Origin of the sequence: Streptomyces sp. NBC_00669 (assembly GCF_036226785.1) — a bacterium.
Lineage (GTDB): Bacteria > Actinomycetota > Actinomycetes > Streptomycetales > Streptomycetaceae > Actinacidiphila.
The window spans coordinates 2946470-2971604 of record NZ_CP109018.1; the positions used below are offsets into that span (position 1 = coordinate 2946470).

A 25135-nucleotide genomic window follows, 5' to 3' on the forward strand; every position below is an offset into this window, starting at 1 on the left:
CCGGCGACTCCCCCCGTGGTCGCCGGCCCGGCTGCCGTCTTTTTCGGTGATGCCGCGAATTCGCCACGCCGAATGGCCGTGCTTCGCCACACCACCCGCCGAAGACGCGTAACGTAGGACCTGCGTGGCGGCCCCCATCCCCCCCCGGGGCCGTCACCGCATCGTTCGGCGGCCCCGGGTTTCCCCGGGGCCGCCGTTTTGTGCGCGCTCAGTGCCCGAACAGATGCCGCGCGTGGTGCCGTGGACGGGATGGCGCGTCGACCCGGTGCGAGCCCTCGCCGGTGCCGGCCGCGGCCGTCCCGGCCCCGGCGGGCGCGCCCGCCGCCGCGTCCTCGTCGCCGACCCGCGCCGCCAGCGTGTCCCGTTCGCGGGCAGTGGCGGCCGCGTCACGCCGGATGGCACGGTTCCTGCGCGCCTTGCGGCGGTGCAGCAGCCCACCGGTCATCGCCATCATGCAGCCGAGGCCGAAGATCAGGGCCAGCGCGAGTCCGGCGCAGAAGATCGCGAGCCCGTTCATGGACGCGATGTGGTGACCGAGGATGCTCACGTCGTAGTGCGGGCCGCCCGAGATGTTGTCCGCGATCGCGAGTCCGACGAACGCCGCGGTGCAGGCGAGGAGCAGAAGTCCCAGGATCAGCATGTGCCGTCACCTCCGTGTGAAGGAGCTCCTGACCCGGCGGGTACCCCGAACCCGGATCTCCACGCGCCCCGCGGGGCGGCCCGGCCACGGGATCGCCCGCGCACGGCCCCAGGTCAGCCCGGCCACGGGATCGCCTCACGCGCCGCCTCGGGCCAGCCCGGCCACGGGATCGCCTCACGCGCCGCCTCAGGTCAGCTCAGCCGCAGGGCCGCCTCACGCACCGCCCGGGCGTCCTGGCGCACATCCGCCAGACCGGGCAGCGCGGTGTCCCCTTCCCCGCTCAGCTGCCGCGCCCAGGCCATGAGCTGCCGCCGGAACCCGGTGTGCCCGGGCTCCGCGGTGTGGACGCGGCGCTCGGCCAGCCCGCGCCCGGCGTCCCAGCTCTCGACGGTGAGCGTGGCCGCTTCGTCGCGCGCCCACGGCGAGGGCAGCGTGAGGGTGGCCACGCCGTCCTCCGCGGTGAACTCCAGCACCTCCCGATAGCGGCGGTGCTTGGGCAGCCGTTGATGGGTCATGTCGACCAGCAGCGCGTCGTCGGGGCGCCAACGGCAGCTCACGCCGGCGCCCCCGGCCCACAGATCGGCGTGCAGCAGCGATCCGTACAGCTCCCGGCCGCTGCCGGCCAGCGCCGCGTGCACCAGGTTCACCTGGTGGATCAGCGATCCGCCGAGCCCGCGAGCGTACGCCTCCCGCTGCGCGCCGGTGGACCCCGGGCCGAGCGCGCGGGCCAGCGCCTCCCGGGCCGGCGGCGGCTGCGGGCCGAAGGGCGGCGGGTCGTACGGCACCAGGTGCGCGACCTGGTGCGGCGCGTTCGGGTCGTGGATGTCCACGGTGAAGCGGCGGGCTTGGTCGAGGCGGTCGCGGCAGTGGTCGACGAAGAGCCGCACCACCGGGTCGTGCCGCTTCATGTAGCCGGCCGCGACCGGCAGTCCGGTGCGCCGCTCGGCCGCGGCCAGCTCGTCGATCTCCGCCGGGTCCAGGCTCACCGGCTTCTCGCACAGCACCGGCAGCCCGGCGGCCAGGCACTCCGCGACCACCTCGCGGTGCGTCCACCACGGCGTGCACACCAGCGCGCCCCGTGCCCCGGCCCGCACCGCCTCCTCGGCCGACCCGCACACCGGGACCCCGCCGAACCCGGAGTGCCGCAGCGCGTCGACGTGCCGCGGGTCGGTCTCCACGACGGCGGCCAGCCGCAGCTCCCCCGGCAGGTCCCGCACCTCCCGCAGATGCGCGGCGTGCGCGACCTTCCCCGCGCCGACGAGCACCACGGGCACCGGCCGTCCCGCCGACCGGCTCCGCGCCGGAAGGGGGCCGTCGGAAAGGCCCGGCTCTGCCATCGGGAACCTCTTTCTGCCGTCCATCGGAAAGGTGGCGTTCGGCGGTCGTGTGATCGATTATGGGGTGGTGCGCCGTCGGCCGACAAAGGAAGGCCGAAGCAGCGCCTCTGGCACCTGACGTATCCATTGCTAAAGTCGCTACGGGCGTCGACTCGGGAACCGCGCGAGCCCGCCGGGGCAACACAGGGTGTGAAGTGAGGGGGAGCGGACGTGGCCGGTGTGGCACGACGTGGAGACGCGGACGCGGCCGGTATCGGACTCGCGATATACCGGGCGCTGCTGGCCAACGGCTCTTGCGAGCGCGAGACGGTCAACGCGAGCCTGGGCCTGGCCGACGAGGAGGCCGCGGCCGGCTGGCGCGAGCTGGACGACCTCGGGCTGGTGCGGCCGAGCTGGCGGCCGGGCAAGACGGACTCCGTCGAGCCCGACACGGCGCTCATGGGGCTGCTGGCCAAGCAGCGCGAGACCCTCCTCGCGCAGCGTGACGAGCTGACCGCCGTGGTCAAGGCGGCCGAGACGCTGATGGAGCGGTACCGCCCCATGGTGACCAGGGAGCCCGCCGACGTCGAGGTGGAGGTGCTCAGCGGGCCGGCCCGCCGCCGGGAGTTCGTGCTCGATTTCGCCGCCACCATCTCGGAAGTCGTCTCGTCCATGCATCCGGGTCCGCTGCCTCCGCCGGAATTCCTGGAGAATTCACTGGAGACCGACCGCGCATTCATCGACCACGGCATCAGGGTGCGCGCGATTTACGGGCAGAGCGTTAATTCCGGACCGCGGCAGCGTAAATACCTCAGCGATCTCACGGCACTCGGAGCGGAGGTCAGGCTCATTCCGCAAGTGCCTTTCGACCTCCTGGTGGCCGATGAGCACAGCGCGTTGATGACGTCCGATCCGTCGAACCCGGAGGGCCCGGCGGTGGTCATTCGCGGCCAGACCCTGATCCGCACCTATCTCGCGATGTACGAGGACTGCTGGCTGCGTGCCGTGCCACACACGGCCAAGACGTCGACCAGCCCGGACGACGAGCACGAACTGACCGAGCAGCACCGCACCACCCTGCGCCTGCTCGCGAATGGCCTGACCGATGAGCGCATCGCCAGGAAACTGGGGGTATCCCTGCGCACAGTGAGTCGCCTGGTGTCAGAGGTGATGCGCTATCTTGATGCGGAGAGCCGATTCCAGGCCGGCGTACTTGCAGCCAGCAACGATCTGATCTGAATGTGCGCATTCACGCCATGGCGTACTTTCGCACCATCGGAAGATGGCACTCCACTTGTCGGCATTGGCATCCTGGAGCAGGCTCATGCGCATTTGGGCTCAGGAACCACTTCAGGCTGCCCCCGGCCTTGACTGCTAAGGAATCCGATGTCGCGTAAATGGCTCAGGGCCCACGCGCCCGCCGTCGCTGCATTGGCGCTCGCACTCGGCTCCATCGGCGGCACGGGTGTCGCCGTCGCCGCTGGTGCTCCCCCCGTGGCTCCGCCAGCCGTCAGCACCCCGCACACCACCGCGGTACAGTCCGCGACCCTCACGTCGAGCGACTCCGACAGCGGCACCAACCAGAAGGTGCTCTCTCCCACCATCTGGTTCCCGCCGTCCTAGAGCTCCGATCGTCCCCCGCGGCCCCCGCGCTGTACGGCCCGAGATGGTTCACGGGCCGTACAGCGCTTCCTGCGTGTGGGGGGCCGCGGTGATGGGGGGACGGCTCCGCAGGAAGTCTCGGGCTGGGGGTTCAGCGGGCGCCGATGCCGGTGGGCACGGCGGGGAAGCTGGGGAAGCGCAGTATCCGCAGGGCTTCGCGGAGTACCGCGTCTATGTCCGTGGCGGCGTCGTCGGCGGCCGGGTGTACGGCCAGCCAACCCAGATGCCGGCGCAGGAATGCGGCGAGGGCCGGTACCGTCCGCAGGGGGAGGCGAACGGTCCGGCCCTCGACAATCAGATCGGCCCAGGAGGCGAGAGTGCCTCGTACAGCGGCGCGCGCCTCGACAGCCGGCCCGTTCAGGGGGATGCCGGGCCGGGCAGTGCCGGTCTCTCGGTCGCCGGAGTCCGGCGCCGGTACGAGCGCGACCTCCAACTCGCCGTATACCCGGGGAAGCAAGGCGAGTTGCCGATCCAGCCGCTCCTGGCAGGGCACGCACAGCGCCGGGTCCGTCTCGACACACAGATGGTGTGCGCTCCGGAACTCGATCTCCTGCACTGAGTCGTTCCCTTCTCGCCGGGGGCGGTAAGAAGAGCGAACCAGGAAGCGGGTGATCCGGACAATGCCCGCCGACCGGCCGGAATCCGCAATGGCGCGATCGCGCAACAGAGCACCTGTCAAGGCTGTCACCAGGGGTGGCGGAACGGGTGTCCCGGGACGCCTGTTGCGGCCGGTCAGCGGTCCTTCACGGTGATGCCGAGAGTCTGCGCCAGGGCGGGTGCGAGGTCCAGCAGTTGCCCCGAACTGATCACCGCGCCGCGCAGGCTCTCGTACCCGTCGGCGAGGTCGATGCCGACGGCGCCGCGCAGGTCGGTCCGCTTCAGTTCGGCGCGGCCGAGGCGGGCCTGCTCCAACCGGCTGCCGGGGAAGGCCACCCCGTCCAGCCGGGCCTCGCCGAGATCGACGTCGCGCAGCACGCAGTCCTCGAAGACCACGTCGTGCAGCCGGGCCGCGCGCAGGTTCACCGAGTCGAGCTTGCAGCGGCGGAAGACCACCCGGCGCAGCACCGAGCCGAACGCCTCGACCCCGGCCAGCGAGCAGCCGATCAGCGCGGAGTCCAGCCAGTTGCTCTCGGCGAGCGAGACGCCGGTGAGCCGGCTGCCGGACGCCCACAGGTCGTTCATCCGGGCGCCGCGCAGGTCGGTCTCGGCGAAGGAGCAGTCGGTGACGGCCGATTCCAGGAAGCGGGACCCGGTGGCGCGGCTGCGGGCGGGGAAGTCGATCCGGTCGAAGTGCACGGTGTCGTAGTCGCCCTCGACCTCCAGCGGACCGGCGTGCGGGCGCAGCAGCTCGGCGTAGGGCAGGTCGGCGAGGTCGTCGGGGGCGTCGGGGGCGTCTGCGGGGGTCATGGCGGCCACCCTAGGGCCGGGCACCGACAGCGGGAGGCGGGCGCCGGGCGGACGTGGGGGCCGGCGGCAGGCGGGCGCCGGGCGGGTCAAGCGGCAGGCGCCGGGCGGGCGCGGCACGGGGCGCGGCATCCGACTTAACGGACATAGCGGTCGCCGGTTGCTAGCGTGACGGCCCATGAGCGCAACGTCGGCGACCGCTCCTCCCCCGCCCGGGCCGCCGCGCCCGGTGCCCCCGCACGGCGCCGCGCGGCCGCGCCCGGCCGCCCGCCGCGGGGTGGAGCTGTGCCTGCTGGTCGCGGCGGTGGGCATCTCGGTCTACGGCTACGCGGAGGTGGGGCTGGCCCGCAGCGGCGCGGTGCCCAAGGACGCGCTGGCGTACGGCGGCGGGCTGGGCGGGCTCGCGCTGCTGGCCCATGTGGCGGTGCGGGCGCGGGCTCGGTACGCCGATCCGCTGCTGCTGCCGATCGCGGTGCTCCTCAACGGCCTGGGCCTGGTGCTGGTCTACCGGCTGGACCTGGAGCCGGTGCTCGGCCCGCGAGCGGCGCCGGCCCAACTGGTGTGGTCCTCGCTGGGGGTGGGCCTGTTCGCGGTCGCGGTGCTGGCGCTGCGCGACCACCGGGTGCTGGCGAGGTACACGTACGTGAGCGTGACCGCGGCCCTGGCGCTGCTGGTCATGCCGATCGCGTTCCCCGCGGTGAACGGGGCGCGGATCTGGATCAGGGCGGCCGGGTTCTCCATCCAGCCGGGCGAGTTCGCGAAGGTGCTGCTGGCGATCTTCTTCGCGGGCTACCTGGCGGCGAACCGCGCGGCGCTGGCGTACGCCGGGCGCCCGTTGCCGGTCGCGGGCGGGCTGAAGGGGCTGCGGCGGCTGCAGTTGCCGACCGGGCGGGTACTGGGGCCGGTGATCGCGGTGTGGCTGGCGAGCGTCGGCGTCCTGGTGCTGGAGCGCGACCTGGGCACCTCGCTGCTTTTCTTCGGCCTGTTCGTGGTGATGCTGTACGTGGCGACCGGGCGGACCGGCTGGACGGCGGTGGGGCTGCTGCTGGCGGCGGCCGGCGCGGCCGCCGTGGGCGGGACCGAACCGCACGTGCACGCGCGGGTGCAGGACTGGCTGCACCCGTTCGCGTCGATCGCCGCCGGGCAGGGCCCGAGCCAGCTCGCCCAGTCGCTGTTCGCCTTCGGCAACGGCGGGGCGCTGGGCACCGGGCTCGGCCAGGGCTCCTCGTACCTGGTGGGATTCGCCGCGAAGTCGGACTTCGTGCTGGCCACCGCGGGCGAGGAGTTGGGGCTCGCCGGGCTGTGCGCGCTGCTGGGGCTGTACGCGCTGCTGGTGGCCCGGGGGTTCGCGGCGGCGCTGGCCACCCGCGACCCGTTCGGGCGGCTGCTGGCGGCGGGCCTGGCGTCGATCCTGGCGCTCCAGGTGTTCGTGGTCACCGGCGGGGTGATGGACCTGATCCCGCTGACCGGCATGGCGATGCCGTTCCTGGCGCAGGGCGGCTCGTCGGTGGTGGCCAACTGGCTGATCGTGGCGCTGCTGGTACGGATCAGCGACCGGGCCCGCCGCCCGGAGCCCGAACAGCCCGCGCCGGCCGGAACGACCGGAACAGCCGGAACAGCCGGAACGGCCGGCCCCGACACCCCGCCGCCCGCGAGGCCAAAGAACCCGGAAACCCCGGGGAGCACGGGGAGCGCGGGGAGCGCGGGGAGCACGGCGTGAACCGCTGCGTGCGGCACGCCGCCGCCTTCTGCTTCCTGCTGCTGCTCGCGCTGCTCGCCAACGCCACCCGGGTGCAGCTCGTCGAGGCCGGCGGCCACGCCGCGAACCCCGCCAACCGGCGCGCCGACATCGCGCTGTACGCCCGGCCGCGCGGCGACATCCTCGCCGGCACCCGCACGGTCACCGGATCGCGGTCCACCAGCGGCCAGTTGAGGTACATCCGCACCTACGCCGACGGCCCGCTGTACGCGCCGGTCACCGGCTTCGCGTCGCAGACCTACGGCGCCACCCTGCTGGAGGGCACCGAGAACGGCCTGCTGGACGGCACCTCCCCCGTGCTGCACGAGCAGCCGCTGTGGCGGGAGATCACCCGCGCCCGGCAGCGCGGCGGCGACGTGCACACCACGATCGACCCGGCCGCGCAGCAGGCCGCGTACGACGGGCTGGCCGGGCGCAGGGGCGCGGTGGCCGCACTCGACCCGGCCACCGGGCGCATCCTCGCGCTGGTCTCCTCGCCGTCCTACGACCCGGGTCTGCTGTCGGGTGCGGGCCCTTCGGTGACGGCGGCCTGGAAGCGGCTCAACGCCGACCCCGAACAGCCGATGCTGGACCGGGCGATCCGGCAGACCTACCCGCCCGGGTCGACGTTCAAGGTGGTCACGGCGGCGGCCGCGCTGGCCGGCGGCGAGGTCACCGACCTGCGCGCGCCGACCGACTCGCCCGACCCGTACCGGCTGCCCGGCACGAATGTCGCGCTGACCAACGAGGGCCCGGGCTGCCGCGACGCCAGCGTGTACGACGCCTTCCGCTATTCGTGCAACACGGTGTTCGCGAAGCTCGGCGCGGACCTGGGCGCCCAGGACGTGGTGGCGCAGGCGGAGTTGTTCGGCTTCAACGACAACGAGTTGCGCGTCCCACCGAGCGTCGCGAAGAGCAACGTGGACACCACGATGAGCCCGGACCAGGTGGCGCTCTCCTCGATCGGGCAGTACGACACCACCGCCACGCCGCTCCAGATGGCCATGGTGGCGGCCGCGGTCGGCGACGGCGGGCGGCTGATGGCGCCCTACCTGGTGGACCGGGTCACCAACCACGCCGGGACCACCGTGTCCGAGACCCGGCCGCACACCCTGCACCAGGCGGTCGGCACGCGGACGGCGGCGGCGCTGCAGCAGTTGATGGAGGCGGTGGTCACCGACGGCACCGGGACCAACGCGGCGATCCCGGGGGCGGTGGTCGGCGGGAAGACCGGCACCGCGCAGCACGGCCTGGCCAACGCCGGTACGCCGTACGCCTGGTTCCTGTCCTACGCCAAACCGCCCGGCAGCGGCCGGGCGGCGGTGGCGGTCGCGGTGGTGGTGGAGGACGCGGACGCGGTGCGGGCGGACATCTCCGGCGGCGGCAACGCGGCGCCGATCGCCCGCGCGGTGATGGAGGCGGTGCTCAAGGAGCCTGCGGCGGGGGTCAGTTCACCTGCGGGAAGCTGAACGCGTAGCCCTGGCTCTGCAACCAGGTCAGGGTCTGGTCGAGCGCGGCCACGGTCTGCGAGCGGTCGCCGCCACCGTCGTGGAAGAGGATGGTCGGGCCGTTGCCGATCTCGTACTTGACGGTGCTGACGATGGTGCCGACGCCCTTGCGTTCGTAGTCCTTGGTGTCGATGTTCCAGCCGAGCGGGCGCAGGCCGTGCTGGGCGGCGAAGGCGCGGCTGGCCGGGGTGAAGGCGCCGCCGGGGGCGCGGTAGTAGTACACCCGGGCGCCGCCGGACGCCTGCTCGATCATGTTCAGCGCGTCCAGAATCTCCGACTCCTGGTAGGCGACCGGCTTCTTGTCCATGCCCTCGTCGTGGTGGACGGTGTGGTCGCACAGCCGGTGGCCGGCGGCGACGACCGCGCGGACCGTGGCGGGGTTGTCACGGGCCTGCGGGCCGATCATGCAGAAGGTGGCGTGCACGTGGTGCTTCTTCAGCACGGCCAGCACCTTCGGCGTCCAGAACGGGTCGGGCCCGTCGTCGATGGTGATGTTGACGGCTTTGCCGGGGGTCTCGGCGGCGTGCACGATCGAGTCGGGCACGAGCGGGTAGTGGTGGCCGGGAGCCGTCGAGTGGCCGCCCTTGCCGCCGGAGCCGCCGCCGGTCTTGCCGGTGCCCGCGGTGCCGGTGGAGCCGGAATGCGCGGAGTTCTGCGGGGCCTTCGGGTCGTCGGCGGCGGAGGAGTGCTTGCCGGAACCGGGCGCGACGATCGCGGTGACGACGGCGGCGAGTACCACGACGGCGACGGCCAGCGCGATCGCGACCACCTGCGGGGCGGACTTCGCCCGCGAGCGCTGCGGCGGCCCGCTGTTCCAGCCGGGGCCGCCGTTCCACTCGGGTCCGCCGTTCCAGCCGCCGTCGTTCCCGTAGGGGCCGCTGTTCCCGTCGGAGCCGCCCGCCCCGTTCCCGCCCGGTTCGTACGGCGGCTGCTCCGGTATCCGTCCCCGTGCCGTCATGTGTACCCCGCCCGCTTTCCGTCTCGCTCGGCTCCTTGGCGCGACCGGGTCGCCGCCCGGTCCGCGATCGGATAGATGCCGTCACCCACCGTACGGTTCCGTGCCCGAGCGGCAGCACCGGCACCGTTACAGAACCCGGACCAATACCCACGGACCGGGTGCCGCCGGGACGGTGACCTCGCACTACCCGCCGGGCGGGGCGGTGAGGCCGGAGCAGCGCCGCAACTGCCCGTAGCGGTCGGTGATCCCGGCGGCTGCCGCACCGGTCTGCGGCTTCGGCACCCCGTCACCGCCGACGGTCCCGGGGGTGAAGCGCGCCCCGGTGACCTTGCCGGCGCGGGTGACGGTGATCGTGGTCACGCCGGTGTCGTCGGAGTGCGGGTAGGGCGAGGAGCCGTACCAGAGGAAGTTGCCGAAGCCGTAGGCGACATAGGTGGGGCCGAGCATGCCGGAGCCGAGCATCACATGGGCGTGGGTGCCGACCACGGCGGTGGCACCGGCCGCGGACAGGTCGGCGGCGATCGACTTCTGGTCGGCGACCGGGCAGCTCTCGCCCTCGATGCCCCAGTGCAGGTAGACCACCACCACGTCGGCGTGCGCCTTCGCGGCGCGGACGGCGGCCAGCAGTCGCGGCCGGTCCAGCGCGGAGGCGATGCCGGGGGTGGCGGGACCGGCCCGGAAGTCGGAGTTGGTGATGTCGTAGACCTGGCTGGCGGCCAGCACCGCCAGCCGCACGCCGTGCACGGTCTCGGTGTACGGGCGGTACGCCTCGGCCTGGTTCGCGCCGATGCCGATCACCGGGATCGGTGAGGCGTGCTTGGCGGCCACGGAGTCGGCCAGGCCCTGCGGGCCGTAGTCCACGGCGTGGTTGTTGGCCATGGTGACCGCGTCGACGCCGGAGTCGTGCAGCGCGGTGAGGGCGGCGGGGCTGGTGCGGAAGTGGTAGATCTTCGCCTGCGGGGTGCCGCGGGTGGTGATCGCGGACTCCAGGTTGACCATCGAGAAGTCGGCGGCGGCCAGTTGCGCGGACATCGGGCCGAGCGCGGGGTCGACGGTGAGCCGGCCGGCGGTGCGGCCGGTGAAGTGGACGTCGCCGGCGAAGGCGAGGGTGAGGGTGCCGTCGGTTCCGGTACCCGCGTGGTTGCCGCCGCGCGCCGAGGGTGCGGCGGAGGCGCCCTGGCCGGCCGCGGCGGGCTCCCCGGACGGACCGCTCCCGGTGCCGGACCTCGCGGCGGCCTGCCCGCCACCGGCTCCGTGCACCAGGTACAGCGTGCCGGTGACGGCGGCCAGCAGCCCGGCGAGGCCGAGCGCCGCGTTCCGGCGCCGCCGGGCCCTGGCCCGGCGGGCGGTGCGGCGCCGGTCGGACCGGGCGCCGGGCGGCGGCGTCCGGTCCTCGCCGTGCTGCGGGCTCTCCCCCGGCACGTGGGGCGGGGTGCGCCTGGTGGCACGGCGCCCGGGGCGCGATGATCTCGGACCAGCATTCATCACATAAACATACGATTAGCGCGTCCGTGATCATGACGGGGGCCGCTATGTCCGGGGCGCGACCCCGGCCGGTTCACCGCCCTGGGCGATGGCGTCCGTCACCTCGGCGACCCGGGCGGCCTCCTCGGCCGCGAACCGCTCCGCGTCCAGTTGCTCGGCGATCTCCTCGTCCTGACTCATCAGCAGGTCCAGGTTGGAGTCGCCCAGGTCGAAGACGCCCAGGTCCACGTACGCCTTCTGGAGCCGCGGCCCCCACAGCCCGATGTCCTTCACGCACGGCACGATCCGGCTGAAGAGCAGCTTCCGGAACAGGTGCAGGAACTCCGACTGCTCGGTCATCTCGACCGCCTCGGCCTGCGGGATGCCGAAGTTCGCCAGCACCTCGGTGCCGCGCAGCCGGTCCCGCATCAGGTAGCAGCCCTCGATGACGAACTCCTCGCGCTCGCGCAGTTCGGCGTCGGACAGCTGCTTGTAGTAGTCCCGCAGCGCCATCCGGCCGAACGCGACGTGCCGCGCCTCGTCCTGCATCACGTAGGCGAGGATCTGCTTGGGCAGCGGCTTGTCCGTGGTGTCGCGGATCATCCCGAACGCGGCCAGCGCCAGCCCCTCGATCAGCACCTGCATGCCGAGGTACGGCATGTCCCAGCGGGAGTCGCGCAGGGTGTCGCCCAGCAGCGCCTGGAGGTTGTCGTTGATCGGGTAGAGCATCCCGACCTTCTCGTGCAGGAACCGGCCGTAGATCTCGGCGTGCCGGGCCTCGTCCATGGTCTGGGTGGCCGAGTAGAACTTCGCGTCCAGGTCGGGCACCGACTCCACGATGCGCGCCGCGCAGACCATCGCGCCCTGCTCGCCGTGCAGGAACTGGCTGAACTGCCAGGAGGTGTAGTGCTGCCGCAGCAGCCCGCGGTCGCGCTCGCTCATCGCGTCCCAGTACCGGGTGCCGTACAGCGTCATCGCCTCGTCGGGCGTGCCGAGCGGGTCGTACGGATCGACCTCCAGGTCCCAGTCGATCCGGCGCACCGCGTCCCACTGCTTGTCCTTGCCCTTCTGGTACAGGGCGAGCAGGCGGTCGCGGCCGTCGTCGTACTCCCACGAGAAGCGGGCGGCGCCCTGGGCCGGGACCTGCCAGGTCCACTCGGTGGGCGGCTGCGTGTAGAGACCTTCCGTCGACATCGACACACTCCGATCGGGCGGCTGCTGGTGTCCGCGCCCTCGCTCGCGGCGACTACCGGACCGGACCGGCCCCGGCCGGTCCGGGTCGATCCGGGTCGGTCCGGGTCGGTCCGGGTCGGTCCGGGTCGGTCTGCTCCGGTCCGCGCGGTCCGACTCGCCACCGTTGCCGCGCGAGGGCTTGACGGGCTTGTTGACACAGAGTCTCATAAGAACCGTACCCCAGGTAACCCTCATGCGGCGGAGGCCGGTTGACCATGGACGCGACCCTCATCGACCGGGAGAAGACGGCGGAGCGGCTGCTGTCGGCCTCGGCGAAGCACTCCTTCGACCCTGACATCGAGCTGGACTGGGAGGCGCCGTTCGAGGACGGCGCCTGGTTCTGGCCGCCCGAGCTGGTCTCGCTCTACGACACCCCGTTGTGGCGGCGGATGCCGCAGGAGCAGCGGTTGGCGCTGTCCCGGCACGAGGCGTCGTCGCTGTGCGCGTCGGGCGTGTGGTTCGAGACGATCCTCATGCAACTGCTGCTCCGGCACACGTATTCGCTCGATCCGACGAGTGCGCATGTGCGCTACGCGCTCACCGAGATCGCGGACGAGTGCCGGCACTCCAAGATGTTCGCTCGGGCGGTGACGAAGTTCGGGACGCCGGTGTACGGGCCGAGCAGGTTGGATCATTCGCTCGGGCGGGTGCTCAAGACGTTCTCGACCACGCCGGGGTCGTTCACCGGGACGTTGCTGGCGGAGGAGATTCTGGACTGGATGCAGCGGTTGACGTTTCCGGACGAGCGGGTGCAGACGTTTGTGCGGGGTGTGACGCGGATTCATGTGGTGGAGGAGGCGCGGCATATCCGGTACGCGCGGGAGGAGTTGCGGCGGCAGATGGTGACCGCGCCGCGGTGGGAGGTCGGGCTGACGCGGGCGATGTCGGCGGAGGCGGCGCGGGTGATCGCGCGGTCGTTGATCAGTCCGAAGGTGTATGCGAATGTCGGGCTTGATCCGGCGGAGGCGGTGGCGGCGGTGCGGGAGAGTGGGCACCGTCAGGAGATGATGCGGCACTCGGCGAAGAGGTTGATGGACTTCTTCGAGGAGATCGGGTTGTTGCGGGGGGCTTCGAAGCCGTTGTGGAAGGCTTCGGGGTTGCTGTAGGTCCTGGTGCGGTCGCTGGGGCTGCGGCGGCGGGGTTCGAGACTGCATATTTACGGCGCCTGCGGGGTTTTCGTGACTTTGCCGTACTCCTCGCGCCACAAATATACGAACGTCTCGAACCCCGCCCCCTTCGCCCCCGCTCCGGTCCGTCCTCGCTCCCGCTATGGGCGCCGCATGGGGTGGGGGGTGGGGGCGTGGGGGGGTGGGGTGGGTGGGGTGCCTTGCGGGTTGCGGGTGGGGGGTGCCGTGACCGCTGGGGTGGGGGGTGCCCTGCGGGCTGCGGGTGGGGGGGATGCCGTGCCGGCTCGGGTGGGGGGCCGTGACCGCTGGGGTGGGGTGCTGTGCGGGCTGCGGGTGGGGGGCCTTGGGGGTGGGGGTCAGGGGGTGAAGAGGGTGGTGACTCGGGTGAGGAGTTGGTGGCCTGGGCTGGTGGGGGTTTCTTGGGAGAGGGCGAGGGCGGCTGCCTGGGCTGCTTCCGGTTCGGTGACGGCGGTGGCGACGAGGAGGGCGGTGAAGTGGTCGACCAGCCAGCCGCGGAGTTCGGGGAGTGGGGGTTGTTTGCCGTTGTCGAGCCAGAGCAGGGACACGGCTTCGACGGAGGCGATCCAGGAGCGGACCATCATGGACAGGCGGATGCCGGGTTCGGTGACGCCGAGGTGGAGGAGGACCTGTTCGGCGGCGCGGCGGCGTACGCCGTCGACGATGGCGTCGGTGCGGCTGGTGCCCACGACGCTGCCGCCGCGCAGGAGGGCGCCGTAGGCGGCGTCGTGTTCGTCGACGTAGGCGAGGTAGCGGTCGAGGGCGTCGGCGAGGCGCTGGGTGGGCGGGCCTTCGGCGGGGACGCCGAAGCGGCCGATGAGTTCGTCGGCGGCGCCGAGGACGGCGGCCTCGTAGAGCTGCTGCTTGCCGCCGGGGAAGTAGCGGTAGACGAGCGGGCGGGAGACGCCCGCGGCCGCGGCGACGTCCTCGACCGAGACGTCCTCGGGGCGGCGGTGCCCGAAGAGGTCGAGCGCCGCCGCGAGCAGCTGCTCGCGGCGTTGCTCCACGCTCATCCGGCGGTAGGCGGGCACCGCGCTGCTGCTCATACCCGGCAGCCTAACGACCCGATCCGCTCGCCATCGCGTCCCAGGTCGTAACGACCTGCGTTGCCTGTCGTGGGTCCGCCGGTGGTCGTGGGAGTGTGGGGCCGTGCGACACGAGAAGACCGAGTTCGTCGGTGGGCCGCTGGACGGTCGGGTGCTGGAGGTCATGGTGGGGATGACCGGGCAGCCCCCGCTGGACTACCGGGTGCCCGTGCCCGCTCCTGAGGGCGGCCCGGAGAAGGTGCACGTGTACCACCGGGAGCGCGGCGAGGGCCGTGGCAGCCGGTGGGTGTTCGTGTACGACCCGGAGGGCAGCCCGCATCCGAACCGCCCCAAGTGGCCGTGGTCGAAGCGGCGGTGAGGGCCGGCGGGGGGAAGTGCCGTGCCGTGGTGGCGGGTTCGGGGTGCCCCTGGCGGCGAATGTTGGTCCGGACCATTGACGGAATTGGTCTGGACCTGTTTGCTACCCGGTGACATGAGCACTCCTCGCCGAAGGAGCATCCCCCCATGCCCACCGCCACCGCACCCGATCCGCACGGGCCCACCGTGCGCACCGGCTCCCCCACCCGCAGGCGCGCCCTCGCCGCCGCCGCGACCGCCCTCGCCGGCGCGCTCGCCGTCGGCGGCATGGTCGCCCTCGCCCCGTCCGCCAGCGCCGGGGAGTTCCTGACCAACGGCGACTTCGAGTCCGGCACCCTGTCCGGCTGGACCTGCGACGCGGGCGCCCAGGCCGTCACCGGGCAGGCGCACAGCGGCAGTTACGCCCTGAAGGGCACCCCGTCCGCCTCCGCCACCGGCCAGTGCGCCCAGACCGTCACCGTCGCCCCGAACACCGCCTACACGCTGTCCGCCCAGGTCGACGGCTCCTACGTCTACCTCGGGGTGGACGGCGGCACCTCCACCTGGACCGCGAGCACCGGCGCCGGCTACGCCCCGTTGAGCGTGTCCTTCACCACCGGAGCGACGCAGACCACCGCGAAGGTCTACGTGCACGGCTGGTACGGCGAGCCCTCGTACCTCGCCGACGACATCTCGCTCCAGGGCCCGGGCAGCGGCACCACCACGCCCCCGACGACGCCGCCCACCACCCCGCCGACGACTCCCCCGACGACGCCGCCGACCTCCCCGCCCTCCGGCGACCTGCCCACCCACGCGCTGGTCGGCTACCTGCACGAAACGTTCGCCAACGGCTCCGGCTACACCAAGCTCGCCGACGTCCCCGCCGACTGGAACATCATCGACCTCGCCTTCGGCGAGACCGACTCCCCCACCTCCGGGACCATCCACTTCACCCGCTGCTCGGTCAGCGAGTGCCCGTCGGTGGAGTCCGACGCGGACTTCAAGGCCGCGATCAAGGCGAAGCAGGCCGCGGGCAAGAAGGTGCTGCTGTCCATCGGCGGCGCCAACGGCGAGGTCCAGCTCACCACCACCGCCGCGCGCGACGCGTTCGTCTCCTCGGTGAGCTCGATCATCGACCAGTGGGGACTGGACGGCGTCGACATCGACTTCGAGAACCAGTCGCTCTCGCTCAACACCGGCGACACCGACTTCAAGAACCCGACCACCCCGGCCATCGTCAACCTGATCGCGGCGATCAAGTCGCTCAAGGCGAAGTACGGCAGCGGCTTCGTGCTGACCATGGCGCCGGAGACGTTCTTCGTGCAGATGGGCTACCAGTACTACGGCACGGGTCCGTTCGGCGGCCAGGACCCGCGCTGCGGGGCGTACCTGCCGGTGATCTACGCGCTGCGCGACGACCTGACCCTGCTCACCGTCCAGGACTACAACTCCGGGCCGATCATGGGCCTGGACAACCAGTACCACACCATGGGCGGCGCGGACTTCCACATCGCCATGACGGACATGCTGCTCACCGGCTTCCCGGTGGCGGGCAACACCTCGAACATGTTCCCGGCGCTCGCCCCCTCGCAGGTCGGCATCGGCCTGCCCGCGTCCGTCAACGCGGGGAACGGCTACACGTCACCCGATCAGGTGGACCAGGCGCTCGACTGCCTGACGAAGAAGACGAACTGCGGCTCGTACACCACCCACGGCTCCTGGCCTGGGCTGCGCGGCCTGATGACCTGGTCGATCAACTGGGACGGCTACAGCGGCTGGGCGTTCTCGCACAACTTCGACAGCTACTTCGGCTGAGCCGGGTCCCGGCTGACAGGACCCGCCTGGCCTGGGGGGCGAGCCGCCGCCCCGGAGCTGCCCCCGGGACGGCACAGCTGCCCGCGACCCCTGCTCACAGGGTCGCGGGCAGTCCCCTGCCGGGCCGGAGATGACGGATGATGGCGGGTGGACGACGGGTGACCCGCGGATGGCTCCGCGTCGAATCCTCGGCCGTGCGGGTGACCGTTCCGCGGAGATTCGGCCCGTACCTCTGTCGAAGATATGACAATCCATGATTGGCTACTGGCGCTGCTTGTTACCCGCCGGTCATGGGGAGATGAGGGAATGTCAGTGGCCCGTCAGCCCAGCTCGTGGTTCCGCTCGGCCGTGGTGTGCGGCACGCTGCTCGCCGCCGCCGCGGCGCTGTCGCTGCCCGCCGCCCAGCAGGCCGCCGCCCAGCCGCACGACCCGCCGGCCGGACAGGTGCCGCTTTCCACGCTCCTGACCCAGCTCCAGACGTACTACCAGCAGACCGAGACGGCCACCGAGGCGTACAACCAGGCCAAGGAGACCGCCGACCAGAAGCGCACGGCGGCCCGGAAGATCGACAAGCAGCTCGCGGACCAGAAGTCCGCGGTCGCCGACAGCCGGGCCCAGCTCGGACTGATGGCCACTCAGATGTACCGCAACGGCGGCGTGTCGCCGTATCTGTCGCTGCTCAGCGGGCAGACCCCGCAGGACTTCTTCGGGCAGCGGCACGTCCTGGGGCAGATGGCGCAGCAGCAGCGGAGCGTGCTCGGGCAGCTCACCTCCGGCGAGGCGAAGCTGAAGACGCTCAACACGCAGGCGCAGAAGGCACTCGACACCGCCGAGCAGGCGCAGACCGTCGCCGGGACGAAGCAGAAGGACGTACAGGCGCACCTCAAGCAGGTCGAGCAGATGCTCGCCGGGCTGACCGGGGTGCAGATCGCCGAACTGCAGAAGCTGGAGCAGGAGGACACCGACAAGGCCCAGCGGGAGCTGATGGACTCCAAGGCGCTGGGCGGCGACCCCGCGCTGCGGGCGCCCTCGCAGGCCGGTGACCGGGCCATCGGGTACGCCTTCGACCAGCTCGGCAAGCCGTACGTGTGGGGGGCGCAGGGGCCGGACTCCTTCGACTGCTCGGGGCTCACCTCGCAGGCGTGGGCGCACGCGGGCACCGTCATCCCGCGCACCAGCGAGCAGCAGTGGGCGCAGTTGCCGCACGTGCCGCTGGCCCTGCTGCGCCCGGGTGACCTGGTGATCTACTTCAAGGGCGCCTCGCATGTGGCGCTGTACATCGGCGACGGCCTGGTCATCCAGGCGCCGCGCCCGGGGTCGTACGTCAAGGTCTCGCCGATCGCGGCCAACCCGATCCTCGGCGCGGTCCGGCCCGACCTCGGCGAGCAGCCGGTGAGCGGCTACCGGCCGAGGTCCATCCCGAAGAACGCGGAGCAGCCGCTTCCGATCGCCGCGGAGACGAAGGCCCCGGCGAAGCCGGCGAAGAAGCCCTCGAAGAAGTCCTCGAAGAAGTCCTCGAAGACGTCTTCGAAGGAGTCCTCGGCGAAGAGTTCGGGGAAGGGCTCCGCCACGTCCTCGGGCGAGGGCTCCGCGAAGCCCCCGGCGAAGGGGACCGTCGACGGCTCCGGCAAGGACTCCTCGGACGGCGGCAAGTCGGCGAAGTAGCCGCCGGCTCAGCCCTGTTCGGCGGGTCCGCCCGCCGCTGCCGACGTGCCGACCCGCGCGAGGTAGCCCTGCGCGAGCTCCGGATCGTAGAACCACTCCTCGAAGTCGGCCGGGTTGTCGAAGCCGTTGGCGAACCGGTCGGCGACGGGCTGGAGTTCACCGGCCGCGCCGATCAGGCCGAGGACGTGCTCGGGGGGCGGCGCCAGCATCGCGTTGGTCCACTTGGTGACCGGCGCCGCCGCCTCCCAGTACCGGTCGAAGGTGGCCTGCATCCAGGCGCGGTCGAACGGGCGGTCCCCGTGCGCGGTGATCCGCTCCAGGTAGATCGCCGCGCACCGGGACGCGTTGTTGGAACCCTGGCCGGTGACCGGGTCGTTGGCGACCACGACGTCGGCGACGCCCAACGTGAGTGCGCCGGAGGGAAGTTCGCCGATCGGGCGGCGCACGGTCGGGGCGAAGCGGCCGGAGAGGGTGCCGCCGGCGTCGGTGAGTTCGACGCCGCCGGCGCGGGCGTGCTCCCACGGGACGTAGCGCCGCATCAGGTCGAGGGTGAGCCGCAGGTGCTCCGCGGGGTCCTTGACGCCCGCGAAGACGTCCGCGGGACCGCCCGGGAGGGCCTCCCAGAAGAGGATGTCGCAGGGCCCGGAGGTGGTCAGTGCGGGGATCACGAAGAACTCGCCGATGCCCGGCACCAGGTTGCAGCGCACCGCCCGCACCTCGGGGTGCTCCGGCCGGGGTCCGAGGCCGTGCACGTAGGCGACCGCGAGCGCGCGCTGCGGGGCGTCGTACGGCGAGCGGTCCGCGTCCCGGCCGAACATCGACACCAGCTCGCCCTTGCCCGCGGCGACCAGCACCAGGTCGTAGGCGCGGGCGAAGTAGTCCAGGTCGGAGACGGCGGCGCCGTGCACGACCACCTTGCCGCCGCGCTCGGCGAACGTCTCCAGCCAGCCGGACATCTTCACCCGCTGGTCCACCGACTGGGCGGTGCCGTCGAGCCGGCCGAGCCAGTCGATCGCGCGGGTGCCGTCGGGAGCGGTCACCGAGACGCCCAACCCGGTGACGTCAGGGGCCTGTTGACGCCAGAAGTCGATATCGAGGTCGTGCTCGTGGGCCAGCGAGCCGGCGAACATGCACTGCGTGGACATCACCCGGCCGGTGCGTATCTCGTCCGCGGTGCGGTTGGTCATGACGGTCACGCGGTAGCCCCGCGCCTGTAGGCCCAGGGCGAGTTGGAGCCCGGCCTGACCGGCTCCGACGATGAGAATGCTGCGCATGGCGACTCGCTCGCTTCTTCGCTGTCCGACTGACGTGCACACACCCGTACCCGCCCGCACGGCAACCTACCGGCCCGGGCCGCGCGGCCACAGGGTCCGGGCCTGCCGCCCGGGCCCGCCCCGCCGGACCCGCCGTCCGGGCTCGCGGTCCTGACCCGCCGTCCGGGCTCGCGGTCCTGACCCGCCGTCCGGACCTCCGCGGCGTCAGGTCACAGCGGCTGCTCGGCCATCGCGTGCGTGACCAGCGCGAGCAGCGCGTCGACCACGGAGCGCCGCTCGCGGGCGTCGATGACCAGGACCGGGATGTGGTGCGGCACGGCCAGCGCGTCGCGCACGTCGTCGGGCCCGTAGGCCGCGGTGCCCTCGAACTGGTTGACCGCCACGGTGTAGGGCAGACCGGTGCTCTCGAAGTAGTCCAGCGCGGGGAAGCAGTCCGCCAGCCGCCGGGTGTCGGCGAGCACCACCGCTCCTATCGCGCCGCGTACCAGGTCGTCCCACATGAACCAGAACCGCTGCTGGCCCGGCGTGCCGAAGACGTAGAGCACCAGGTCCCGGTCGAGCGTGATCCGGCCGAAGTCCATCGCGACCGTGGTGGTGGTCTTCTCCGGAGTGGCCGCCAGGTCGTCCAGCGCCTCGCTGGCCTGGGTCATGACCGACTCGGTGGTCAGCGGGGTGATCTCCGAGACGGAGCCCACGAACGTGGTCTTGCCCACGCCGAAACCGCCGGCGACGACGATCTTCGTGGAGACCGGTGCGCGGTCGCGCGTGGTCTGCCAGTCCCGCAAGCCCTCCTGCTGGTCAAAGCCTGCGAAGTCCACTGAGCACCCTTTCGAGCAGCGCGCGATCGGGTCCACCGGGACCGTACCCGGTGCCGTACACGCGAATTCTTCCCTGGTCGGCCAGGTCGCTGATCAGGACCCGGACGACACCGAGCGGTATCCGCAGCAGTGCGGAGATCTCCGCCACCGACCGCAGCGCGCGGCACAGTTCGACGATCGCCCGCAGTTCGGGCATCACCCGCTCCGCCCAGTCGCCCCTCGTGAGGGCGGGCTGTTCGTCCGGATGCTCGATCGTAGCCACGAAAGTCTCGACCAGCAGCAGATGCTCGGAACGCGTACGGCCGCCGGTGAGCGCGTACGGCCGCACGCGGGAGGTGCGGCGGTCGCCCTCGCGCTGCCGCGCCGCGGTGCCCGGGGAGGCCGTCGGCGGGGCGGTGGGCGGGCCGGACGGGCCGGCCGGTCGGATCACCGGCCGCCCTCCATCGCCTGCCGCAACTCGCCGCGCAGCGACGGGGTCAGCACGTGGCCGGCCCGGCCGACGAACAGGGCCATGTGGTAGGCGATGACGCTCAGGTCGCACTCGGCGCCGGCGTGCACGCCCAGCAGCGAGCCGTCGCTGATGGACATCACGAACAGCATGCCGTCCTCCATCGCGACGGTGGTCTGCCGCACCTTGCCGCCGTCCATGAGGCGGGCCGCGCCCATGGTGAGCGAGGCCAGCCCGGACACCACCGCGGCCAGGTCCATCCGGACGTCGGAGATCCGGGTCGGCCCGGCCGCCTGCCGGGGCGCGACCGGGTCGGGCTCCGAGCTGAGCAGCAGCAGACCGTCGGAGGAGACGACGGCGACCGAGCGGACGCCGGGCACCTCGTCGACGAAGTTCGCCAGCAGCCACTGGAGGTTGCGGGCATCGTGGCTCAGTGCGTCGGAGTGGACGCCGGTGCCCGAGTGGGCGCCGGTGCCGTGGGTACTGGTGGAGCTGGTGGTGCTGAATTGCGTGCGGACCGCGTTCAACGGGTCGCCTCCTCGACGGTGTCTCCCGGACTGGTTGCCGTGGCGGGCCGTGCCGCCGTTGTCTCCGTGGCCCCTCGTGTCTCCAACTCGGCGTCCCTGCGGCCGTCCCGCAGACCGCGCTGCAACCCGGCCAGCTTGCGGCGCAGCCCTTCCGCGTCCAACGGCTCGGTGCGGCGCCTGCCGTCCTGCGCGGCGGCCCGTATCCCGCTGGCCTTCCGCACCCGGCGCGGCAGCGTCCCGTCGGCCCCGTCCGCCCCGGGGTCCAGAGGCGGCGGGGGCGCGGTGGCGGCATGCCGCGGCGCGTACTCGGCACGCGCGTGCTCGACCGACGGTACGTGCCCCGCGGGCGGTACGGCGCCGCCCGGCGGTACGGCCCCGGGTGCGCTCCCGGCCGGGGGTTCGGCGGCCGGCCGGGGCGCGAGCGGGGGCTCGGGGGCGGCCGCGGGTTCAGCCGTAAGCGGCTGCACTTGCATGTCCGGCAACCCCGTCGAGGACATCCGCGCAGGTGGGACGCGCAGACGTTCGACCCGGACCCGCGGCTCGGCCGGGGGGTCGCCGAGGTCGGGCCCAGGGGCGTCGGTAGTCTGCTGCCCGGGCAGCGAGAAGGCGGCGGGCGTCTGCCCGGGCGGTTGCCGCTCGGGCAACGGCGCCTGCGGCAGGGCCGGTTCGGCGGTCTGCTGCCCGGGCACGGGGTGGTCGGGCGCCGGTTGCTGGCGGACCCGCCGGGCGAGGGGCGGGAGCCCGCCCGGCGGCTGCTCCGCCGAGGACGGCTCGGGCGGTGCCGACGCCACGGGCGGTGCGAGCGGTGCGGGCTGCTCGGGCTGCTCGGGCTGCGCGTGCTGCGTGCCCTGCTCGGCGAAGTGCGCCTCCACGAAGGGCTGTTCGACCGGCGGCCGGGTCTCCGACGGCAGTGCGGGCACGGGAATCCCGCCGCCCGCGCCGTGCTCCGCGCCGAGCCCGGCACCGAACTCCCCACCGGGCACTGCGTCGTACTCCGCGCCGTAATCCCCGCCGAGCCCCGCGCCGTATCCCGCGTCCGCGTCCGGCACCGCGCCGTACCCCGGCTCGGGCGACGCCCCGCGCTGGCCGGGCAGCACCCGGGCGAGCGGGTCGACCGTGGGCACCAGCAGCCGCGGCAGCACCGCGACGGCCGTGGTGCCGCCGTTCGCGTGCGGGCGCAACTGGACCCGGACGCCGTGCCGGTGGGCGAGCCGGGCCACCACGTAGAGGCCGAGGCCGGCCGCCGCGCTCGGCGGCGCCGGGTCGGGGTCGACCAGCAACGCGTTGAGCTCGTCGATCCGCTCCGGGGGCACCCCGATGCCCGAGTCCTCGACCGCGACCATCACCTCGCCGCTCTCCATCACCCACCCGTTGAGCCGGACTTCGGCGGTGGGCGCGGAGAACGCGGCGGCGTTGTCGAGCAGTTCGGCGATGAGGTGGCTGACGTCGTCGGCCGCGCGGCCGGCCACGTCCGCCTCGGGCATGGCCAGGATGCGGACGCGTTCGTACCGCTCGACCTCGGAGAGGGCCGCGCGGGCCACGTCGATCAGCGGGACCGGGCGGGCGGCGGCGCCATGGCTGTGCTCGGTCCCGGTGAGCACCAGCAGGTTCTCGCTGTTGCGGCGCATCCGGGTGGCGAGGTGGTCGAGGCGAAACAGCGTCGCGAGCCGCTCCGGGTCCTGCTCGTGCTCCTCCATGCCCTCGATCAGGGTGAGTTGGCGCTCGATCAGGCCGAGGGTGCGCAGCGAGAGGTTGACGTGGACGACCTGTACGGCGTTGCGCGCGGTCGCCCGGTTGAGGCGCTCGGCGATCTCCTCGCGGGAGCGCATCAGGTCGTCCCGGGTGCGGGCGAGTTCGGCGCGGGCCACCAGCGCCGCCTGGTGCTCGGCGGCCAGCGCGGTGTGGGCGGCGGCGGACTCGGAGCGCTCGGCGGCGAGTTCGCCGGCGCGGGTGCGCAGCGCCTGGGCCTCGTGGGTGAGGGCGTTGATCCGGCGGGCGACGGCGGCGAACTCGTCGGCGCCGATCACCTCGGCGCCCTGGCCGCTCTCCGGGTCCGCCCGGGACCAGCGGTGCAGGGCGGCGAGCGGGCGGGTGAGCGTGCGGAAGAGGGTGACCAGCACGGCGAGCAGCAGGATCAGGCACAACGCGGCCAGTGCGGCGCGCAGTTCGAGGACGGTGACCTCGTGGTCGCGGTGCGAGGCGGCGGTGGCGGCCTCGTCGGTGGCGGCCGAGGACTCGACGCCGCGCATCAGCGAGAGCCGGGCGGCGAGCGCGGTACCGACCTTCTTGGCGCCCAAGTCGCGGTCGGCGGAGGTGAGTTCGCCGCCGCCCAGCAGCTGGTTCAGGTCGCGGTCGGCCTCGGCGGTGTCGGCGCCGGTGACGGTCTGGTCGTAGTCGGTACGGACCCCGGCGGGCGCGGTCGCGTGGAACTCGGCGAGGGCGGCCTGCTCCTGGAGCCGGGCGGCCTGCGCGTCGGCGACCAGGCCGTGCTGGTCGCCGCCGGCGGTCAGTCCGGCGACGAGCAGGCCGCGCTGCACGGCGGCGGCCGCGGTGGCCCGGCCGAGCGGCGCGGTGACCGGTCCGGCGGCGCGCCCGACCGCGTCGACCAGCGGCTGGTAGGCGGCGACGGCGGCCGGCGCGGAGGAGGCGGCGCGGGCGGACCTGCGGACGGCGGGCAGCGAAGCGAGCGCAGTGCGCAGGTCCGCGGAGAGGCGGCCGCCGCCGGTGACGTCGGCGACCTGGCGGTCGGTGCGCTGCTGGTCGGCGGTCGGGGTGGCGGGCTGCCCGGCCGCGACGGACACCGCGAGGTCGTCCCGCTCGTCGGCGAGGTCGGCGGCCAACGCGGTCGCGCGGACGGCGAGTCGGGCGTCGCCGACGGCGTCCTGGGCGGCCGACAGGTCTCCCACGGCGAGGGCGACCCCGGGCGCGGCCGCGGCCAGGACGATGGCCGCGCAGACCAGCAGGGCGGCGAGCATGCGCTGCCTGACCCGCCGTTCGCGCCGTCGGAGACGTCGTTCACGCACTGTCGGTGCTCGCAATCACGAGTCGCGGGGGCCCGGGATCGTCCCCGGGATACGTGCAGAATCCCTCAGACCCTCGCAGGCCAGCGGGTTCGGGGGCCAGGCGTCCCCTCCCCGGACACCCGAACGAGTGAATCGCACAGGTGAGTTGACCGACAAGTCCGGTACGGGTGGCACCCTCCGCCCGGCACCCGTCGCCGCTGGCACACACCGTTCCGCTTTGGCAGGATGCCCGCGCACAGCAGCGCGTCGCGGTGGTACGGACCAACCGGCTGCGAGACTGGCCCCATGCGGATCGAGACGGCGACCGAGCCCGGGACGACGGGCGTGCCCAACGAGGACTTCGCGGCGGTGGCGCTTCCGGCGTCCGGCGCCGGCGGCGTGGTGGTGGTGCTGGACGGGGTGACGCCGCCGCCGGACAACGGGGGCTGCGTGCACTCGGTGCCCTGGTTCACCGCCCGGCTGGGCGGCGCGCTGCTCGAACTGGCCCTGGCGCGGCGGGAGTCGGAGCTGGCGGACTGCCTGGCCGACGCGATCGCGCGGACCGCCGAGGCGCACCGCGGCACTTGTGATCTTTCTCACCCGCTGACGCCGCAGGCCACGGTGGTCGTCGCCCGCTGGGACGAGGCGGACGTGGAGTACCTGGTGCTGTCCGACTCGGTGCTGCTGGTCGAGGACACCGCAGGGGTGGTGACGGCGGTCCTGGACGACCGGATCGACCGGCTGCGGGCGACCGGGGTGCGGGTCGGGCCGCTGCGGAACCAGGAGGGCGGCTTCTTCACGGCCGCGGCCGACCCGTCGGCGGCGACCCGCGCCGTGACCGGCCGGCTGCCGCGCGCCGACGTCACCGCGCTGGCCGCGCTCACCGACGGCGCCACCCGCGCGGTGGAGTACTACGCCGTGGACGACTGGGCGGGCACCTTCGCGCTGCTGCGCAAGGCGGGCCCGGAGCGGCTGTTCGCCCGGGTGCGCGCGCTGGAGACCGAGCAGCCGCCGCCCGGCAAGCAGCACGACGACGCGACAGCCGTACTGATCGAGCTGTAGCCCGGCACGGGCGGGGGCCCGCAGCCACGTACGAGCGGGGGTCCGCAGCCGCGTCCCGGGCGAGAACCCGCAAC

22 protein-coding genes are annotated in these 25135 nt (G+C 73.1%); 9 read left to right on the top strand and 13 right to left on the bottom strand.

The genetic code is table 11. From position 1 onward, the window contains the following. Positions 1 to 208: 208 nt before the first annotated feature. Positions 209 to 640: a hypothetical protein gene (locus OG896_RS11835; RefSeq protein WP_329364851.1), complete on the bottom strand. Its 432-nt coding sequence runs from the start codon at positions 638 to 640 to the stop codon at positions 209 to 211. A gap of 191 nt (positions 641 to 831) precedes the next feature. Next, entirely contained in the window at positions 832 to 1977 is a 1146-nt protein-coding gene (locus OG896_RS11840; RefSeq protein ID WP_329364852.1) for a Gfo/Idh/MocA family protein, read from the bottom strand. A 210-nt stretch (positions 1978 to 2187) separates the two neighbouring features. Between OG896_RS11840 and OG896_RS11845 the strand changes: the two genes are divergently transcribed. Next, positions 2188 to 3195: a helix-turn-helix transcriptional regulator gene (locus OG896_RS11845; protein ID WP_329364853.1), complete on the top strand. Its 1008-nt coding sequence runs from the start codon at positions 2188 to 2190 to the stop codon at positions 3193 to 3195. Positions 3196 to 3342: 147 nt separating this feature from the next. After that, the gene (locus OG896_RS11850; RefSeq protein ID WP_329364854.1) at positions 3343 to 3579 is read left to right on the top strand and encodes a hypothetical protein; all 237 of its coding nucleotides are present in this window, start codon (positions 3343 to 3345) and stop codon (positions 3577 to 3579) included. Between the two features lie 130 nt (positions 3580 to 3709). Here the strand turns inward: OG896_RS11850 and OG896_RS11855 are convergent, their stop codons facing one another. Continuing rightward, complete coding sequence (locus OG896_RS11855) at positions 3710 to 4174, bottom strand: hypothetical protein (RefSeq protein ID WP_329364856.1); 465 nt, start codon at positions 4172 to 4174, stop codon at positions 3710 to 3712. Between the two features lie 176 nt (positions 4175 to 4350). After that, a complete protein-coding gene (locus OG896_RS11860; RefSeq protein ID WP_329364857.1) occupies positions 4351 to 5025 on the bottom strand; it encodes a pentapeptide repeat-containing protein in 675 nt (224 codons plus the stop codon). Between the two features lie 175 nt (positions 5026 to 5200). Between OG896_RS11860 and OG896_RS11865 the strand changes: the two genes are divergently transcribed. Further along, positions 5201 to 6742 carry an FtsW/RodA/SpoVE family cell cycle protein gene (locus OG896_RS11865; protein ID WP_329364858.1) on the top strand — a complete coding sequence of 514 codons (1542 nt, stop codon included), beginning with the start codon at positions 5201 to 5203 and terminating at the stop codon, positions 6740 to 6742. Next, on the top strand, positions 6739 to 8229 hold the full coding sequence (locus OG896_RS11870) for a penicillin-binding transpeptidase domain-containing protein (RefSeq protein WP_329364860.1): 1491 nt from the start codon (positions 6739 to 6741) through the stop codon (positions 8227 to 8229). The genes OG896_RS11865 and OG896_RS11870 overlap by 4 nt, the downstream gene beginning before the upstream one ends. Here the strand turns inward: OG896_RS11870 and OG896_RS11875 are convergent. From OG896_RS11875 to OG896_RS11885, 3 genes are all read right to left on the bottom strand, one after another. Further along, a complete protein-coding gene (locus OG896_RS11875; protein WP_402442076.1) occupies positions 8207 to 9226 on the bottom strand; it encodes a polysaccharide deacetylase family protein in 1020 nt (339 codons plus the stop codon). The genes OG896_RS11870 and OG896_RS11875 overlap by 23 nt on opposite strands. Before the next feature lie 183 nt (positions 9227 to 9409). Next, positions 9410 to 10648 (bottom strand): CapA family protein, encoded by a 1239-nt coding sequence (locus tag OG896_RS11880; protein WP_329364862.1) that lies wholly within the window; start codon positions 10646 to 10648, stop codon positions 9410 to 9412. Between the two features lie 108 nt (positions 10649 to 10756). Further along, complete coding sequence (locus OG896_RS11885) at positions 10757 to 11884, bottom strand: ferritin-like domain-containing protein (protein WP_329364864.1); 1128 nt, start codon at positions 11882 to 11884, stop codon at positions 10757 to 10759. A gap of 254 nt (positions 11885 to 12138) precedes the next feature. Between OG896_RS11885 and OG896_RS11890 the strand changes: the two genes are divergently transcribed. Further along, positions 12139 to 13029, top strand: a complete 891-nt coding sequence (locus tag OG896_RS11890; RefSeq protein ID WP_329364865.1) for an AurF N-oxygenase family protein — start codon at positions 12139 to 12141, stop codon at positions 13027 to 13029. Positions 13030 to 13406: 377 nt separating this feature from the next. Here OG896_RS11890 and OG896_RS11895 read toward each other — a convergent pair whose 3' ends face one another. Further along, positions 13407 to 14114, bottom strand: coding sequence for a TetR/AcrR family transcriptional regulator (locus tag OG896_RS11895; protein WP_329364866.1), 708 nt, complete (start codon positions 14112 to 14114; stop codon positions 13407 to 13409). 103 nt (positions 14115 to 14217) lie between these two features. Here OG896_RS11895 and OG896_RS11900 point away from each other — a divergent pair, with 103 nt between their 5' ends. The 3 genes from OG896_RS11900 (at position 14218) to OG896_RS11910 (ending at position 17930) form a co-directional block, all read left to right on the top strand. Beyond that, positions 14218 to 14472 (top strand): hypothetical protein, encoded by a 255-nt coding sequence (locus tag OG896_RS11900; RefSeq protein ID WP_328469200.1) that lies wholly within the window; start codon positions 14218 to 14220, stop codon positions 14470 to 14472. Positions 14473 to 14618: 146 nt separating this feature from the next. After that, positions 14619 to 16265 carry a chitinase gene (locus tag OG896_RS11905; protein ID WP_443057009.1) on the top strand — a complete coding sequence of 549 codons (1647 nt, stop codon included), beginning with the start codon at positions 14619 to 14621 and terminating at the stop codon, positions 16263 to 16265. Between the two features lie 306 nt (positions 16266 to 16571). Beyond that, on the top strand, positions 16572 to 17930 hold the full coding sequence (locus OG896_RS11910; RefSeq protein WP_329364868.1) for a C40 family peptidase: 1359 nt from the start codon (positions 16572 to 16574) through the stop codon (positions 17928 to 17930). An 8-nt stretch (positions 17931 to 17938) separates the two neighbouring features. Here OG896_RS11910 and OG896_RS11915 read toward each other — a convergent pair whose 3' ends face one another. The 5 genes from OG896_RS11915 to OG896_RS11935 all read right to left on the bottom strand — a co-directional run bounded on the left by OG896_RS11915 (position 17939) and on the right by OG896_RS11935 (position 23972). Next, entirely contained in the window at positions 17939 to 19204 is a 1266-nt protein-coding gene (locus tag OG896_RS11915; protein WP_329364870.1) for a styrene monooxygenase/indole monooxygenase family protein, read from the bottom strand. Between the two features lie 209 nt (positions 19205 to 19413). After that, complete coding sequence (locus OG896_RS11920; RefSeq protein WP_328469194.1) at positions 19414 to 20022, bottom strand: GTP-binding protein; 609 nt, start codon at positions 20020 to 20022, stop codon at positions 19414 to 19416. Further along, positions 20003 to 20350 carry a DUF742 domain-containing protein gene (locus tag OG896_RS11925; protein WP_329373912.1) on the bottom strand — a complete coding sequence of 116 codons (348 nt, stop codon included), beginning with the start codon at positions 20348 to 20350 and terminating at the stop codon, positions 20003 to 20005. The genes OG896_RS11920 and OG896_RS11925 overlap by 20 nt, the downstream gene beginning before the upstream one ends. 98 nt (positions 20351 to 20448) lie before the next feature. Continuing rightward, positions 20449 to 20904, bottom strand: coding sequence for a roadblock/LC7 domain-containing protein (locus OG896_RS11930; protein ID WP_329373914.1), 456 nt, complete (start codon positions 20902 to 20904; stop codon positions 20449 to 20451). An 89-nt stretch (positions 20905 to 20993) separates the two neighbouring features. Continuing rightward, positions 20994 to 23972: a nitrate- and nitrite sensing domain-containing protein gene (locus tag OG896_RS11935; RefSeq protein ID WP_329364872.1), complete on the bottom strand. Its 2979-nt coding sequence runs from the start codon at positions 23970 to 23972 to the stop codon at positions 20994 to 20996. A 333-nt stretch (positions 23973 to 24305) separates the two neighbouring features. On the opposite strand from OG896_RS11935, the gene OG896_RS11940 reads away from it, so the two are divergent. Then, complete coding sequence (locus OG896_RS11940) at positions 24306 to 25061, top strand: protein phosphatase 2C domain-containing protein (protein WP_329364874.1); 756 nt, start codon at positions 24306 to 24308, stop codon at positions 25059 to 25061. Positions 25062 to 25135: the final 74 nt, after the last annotated feature.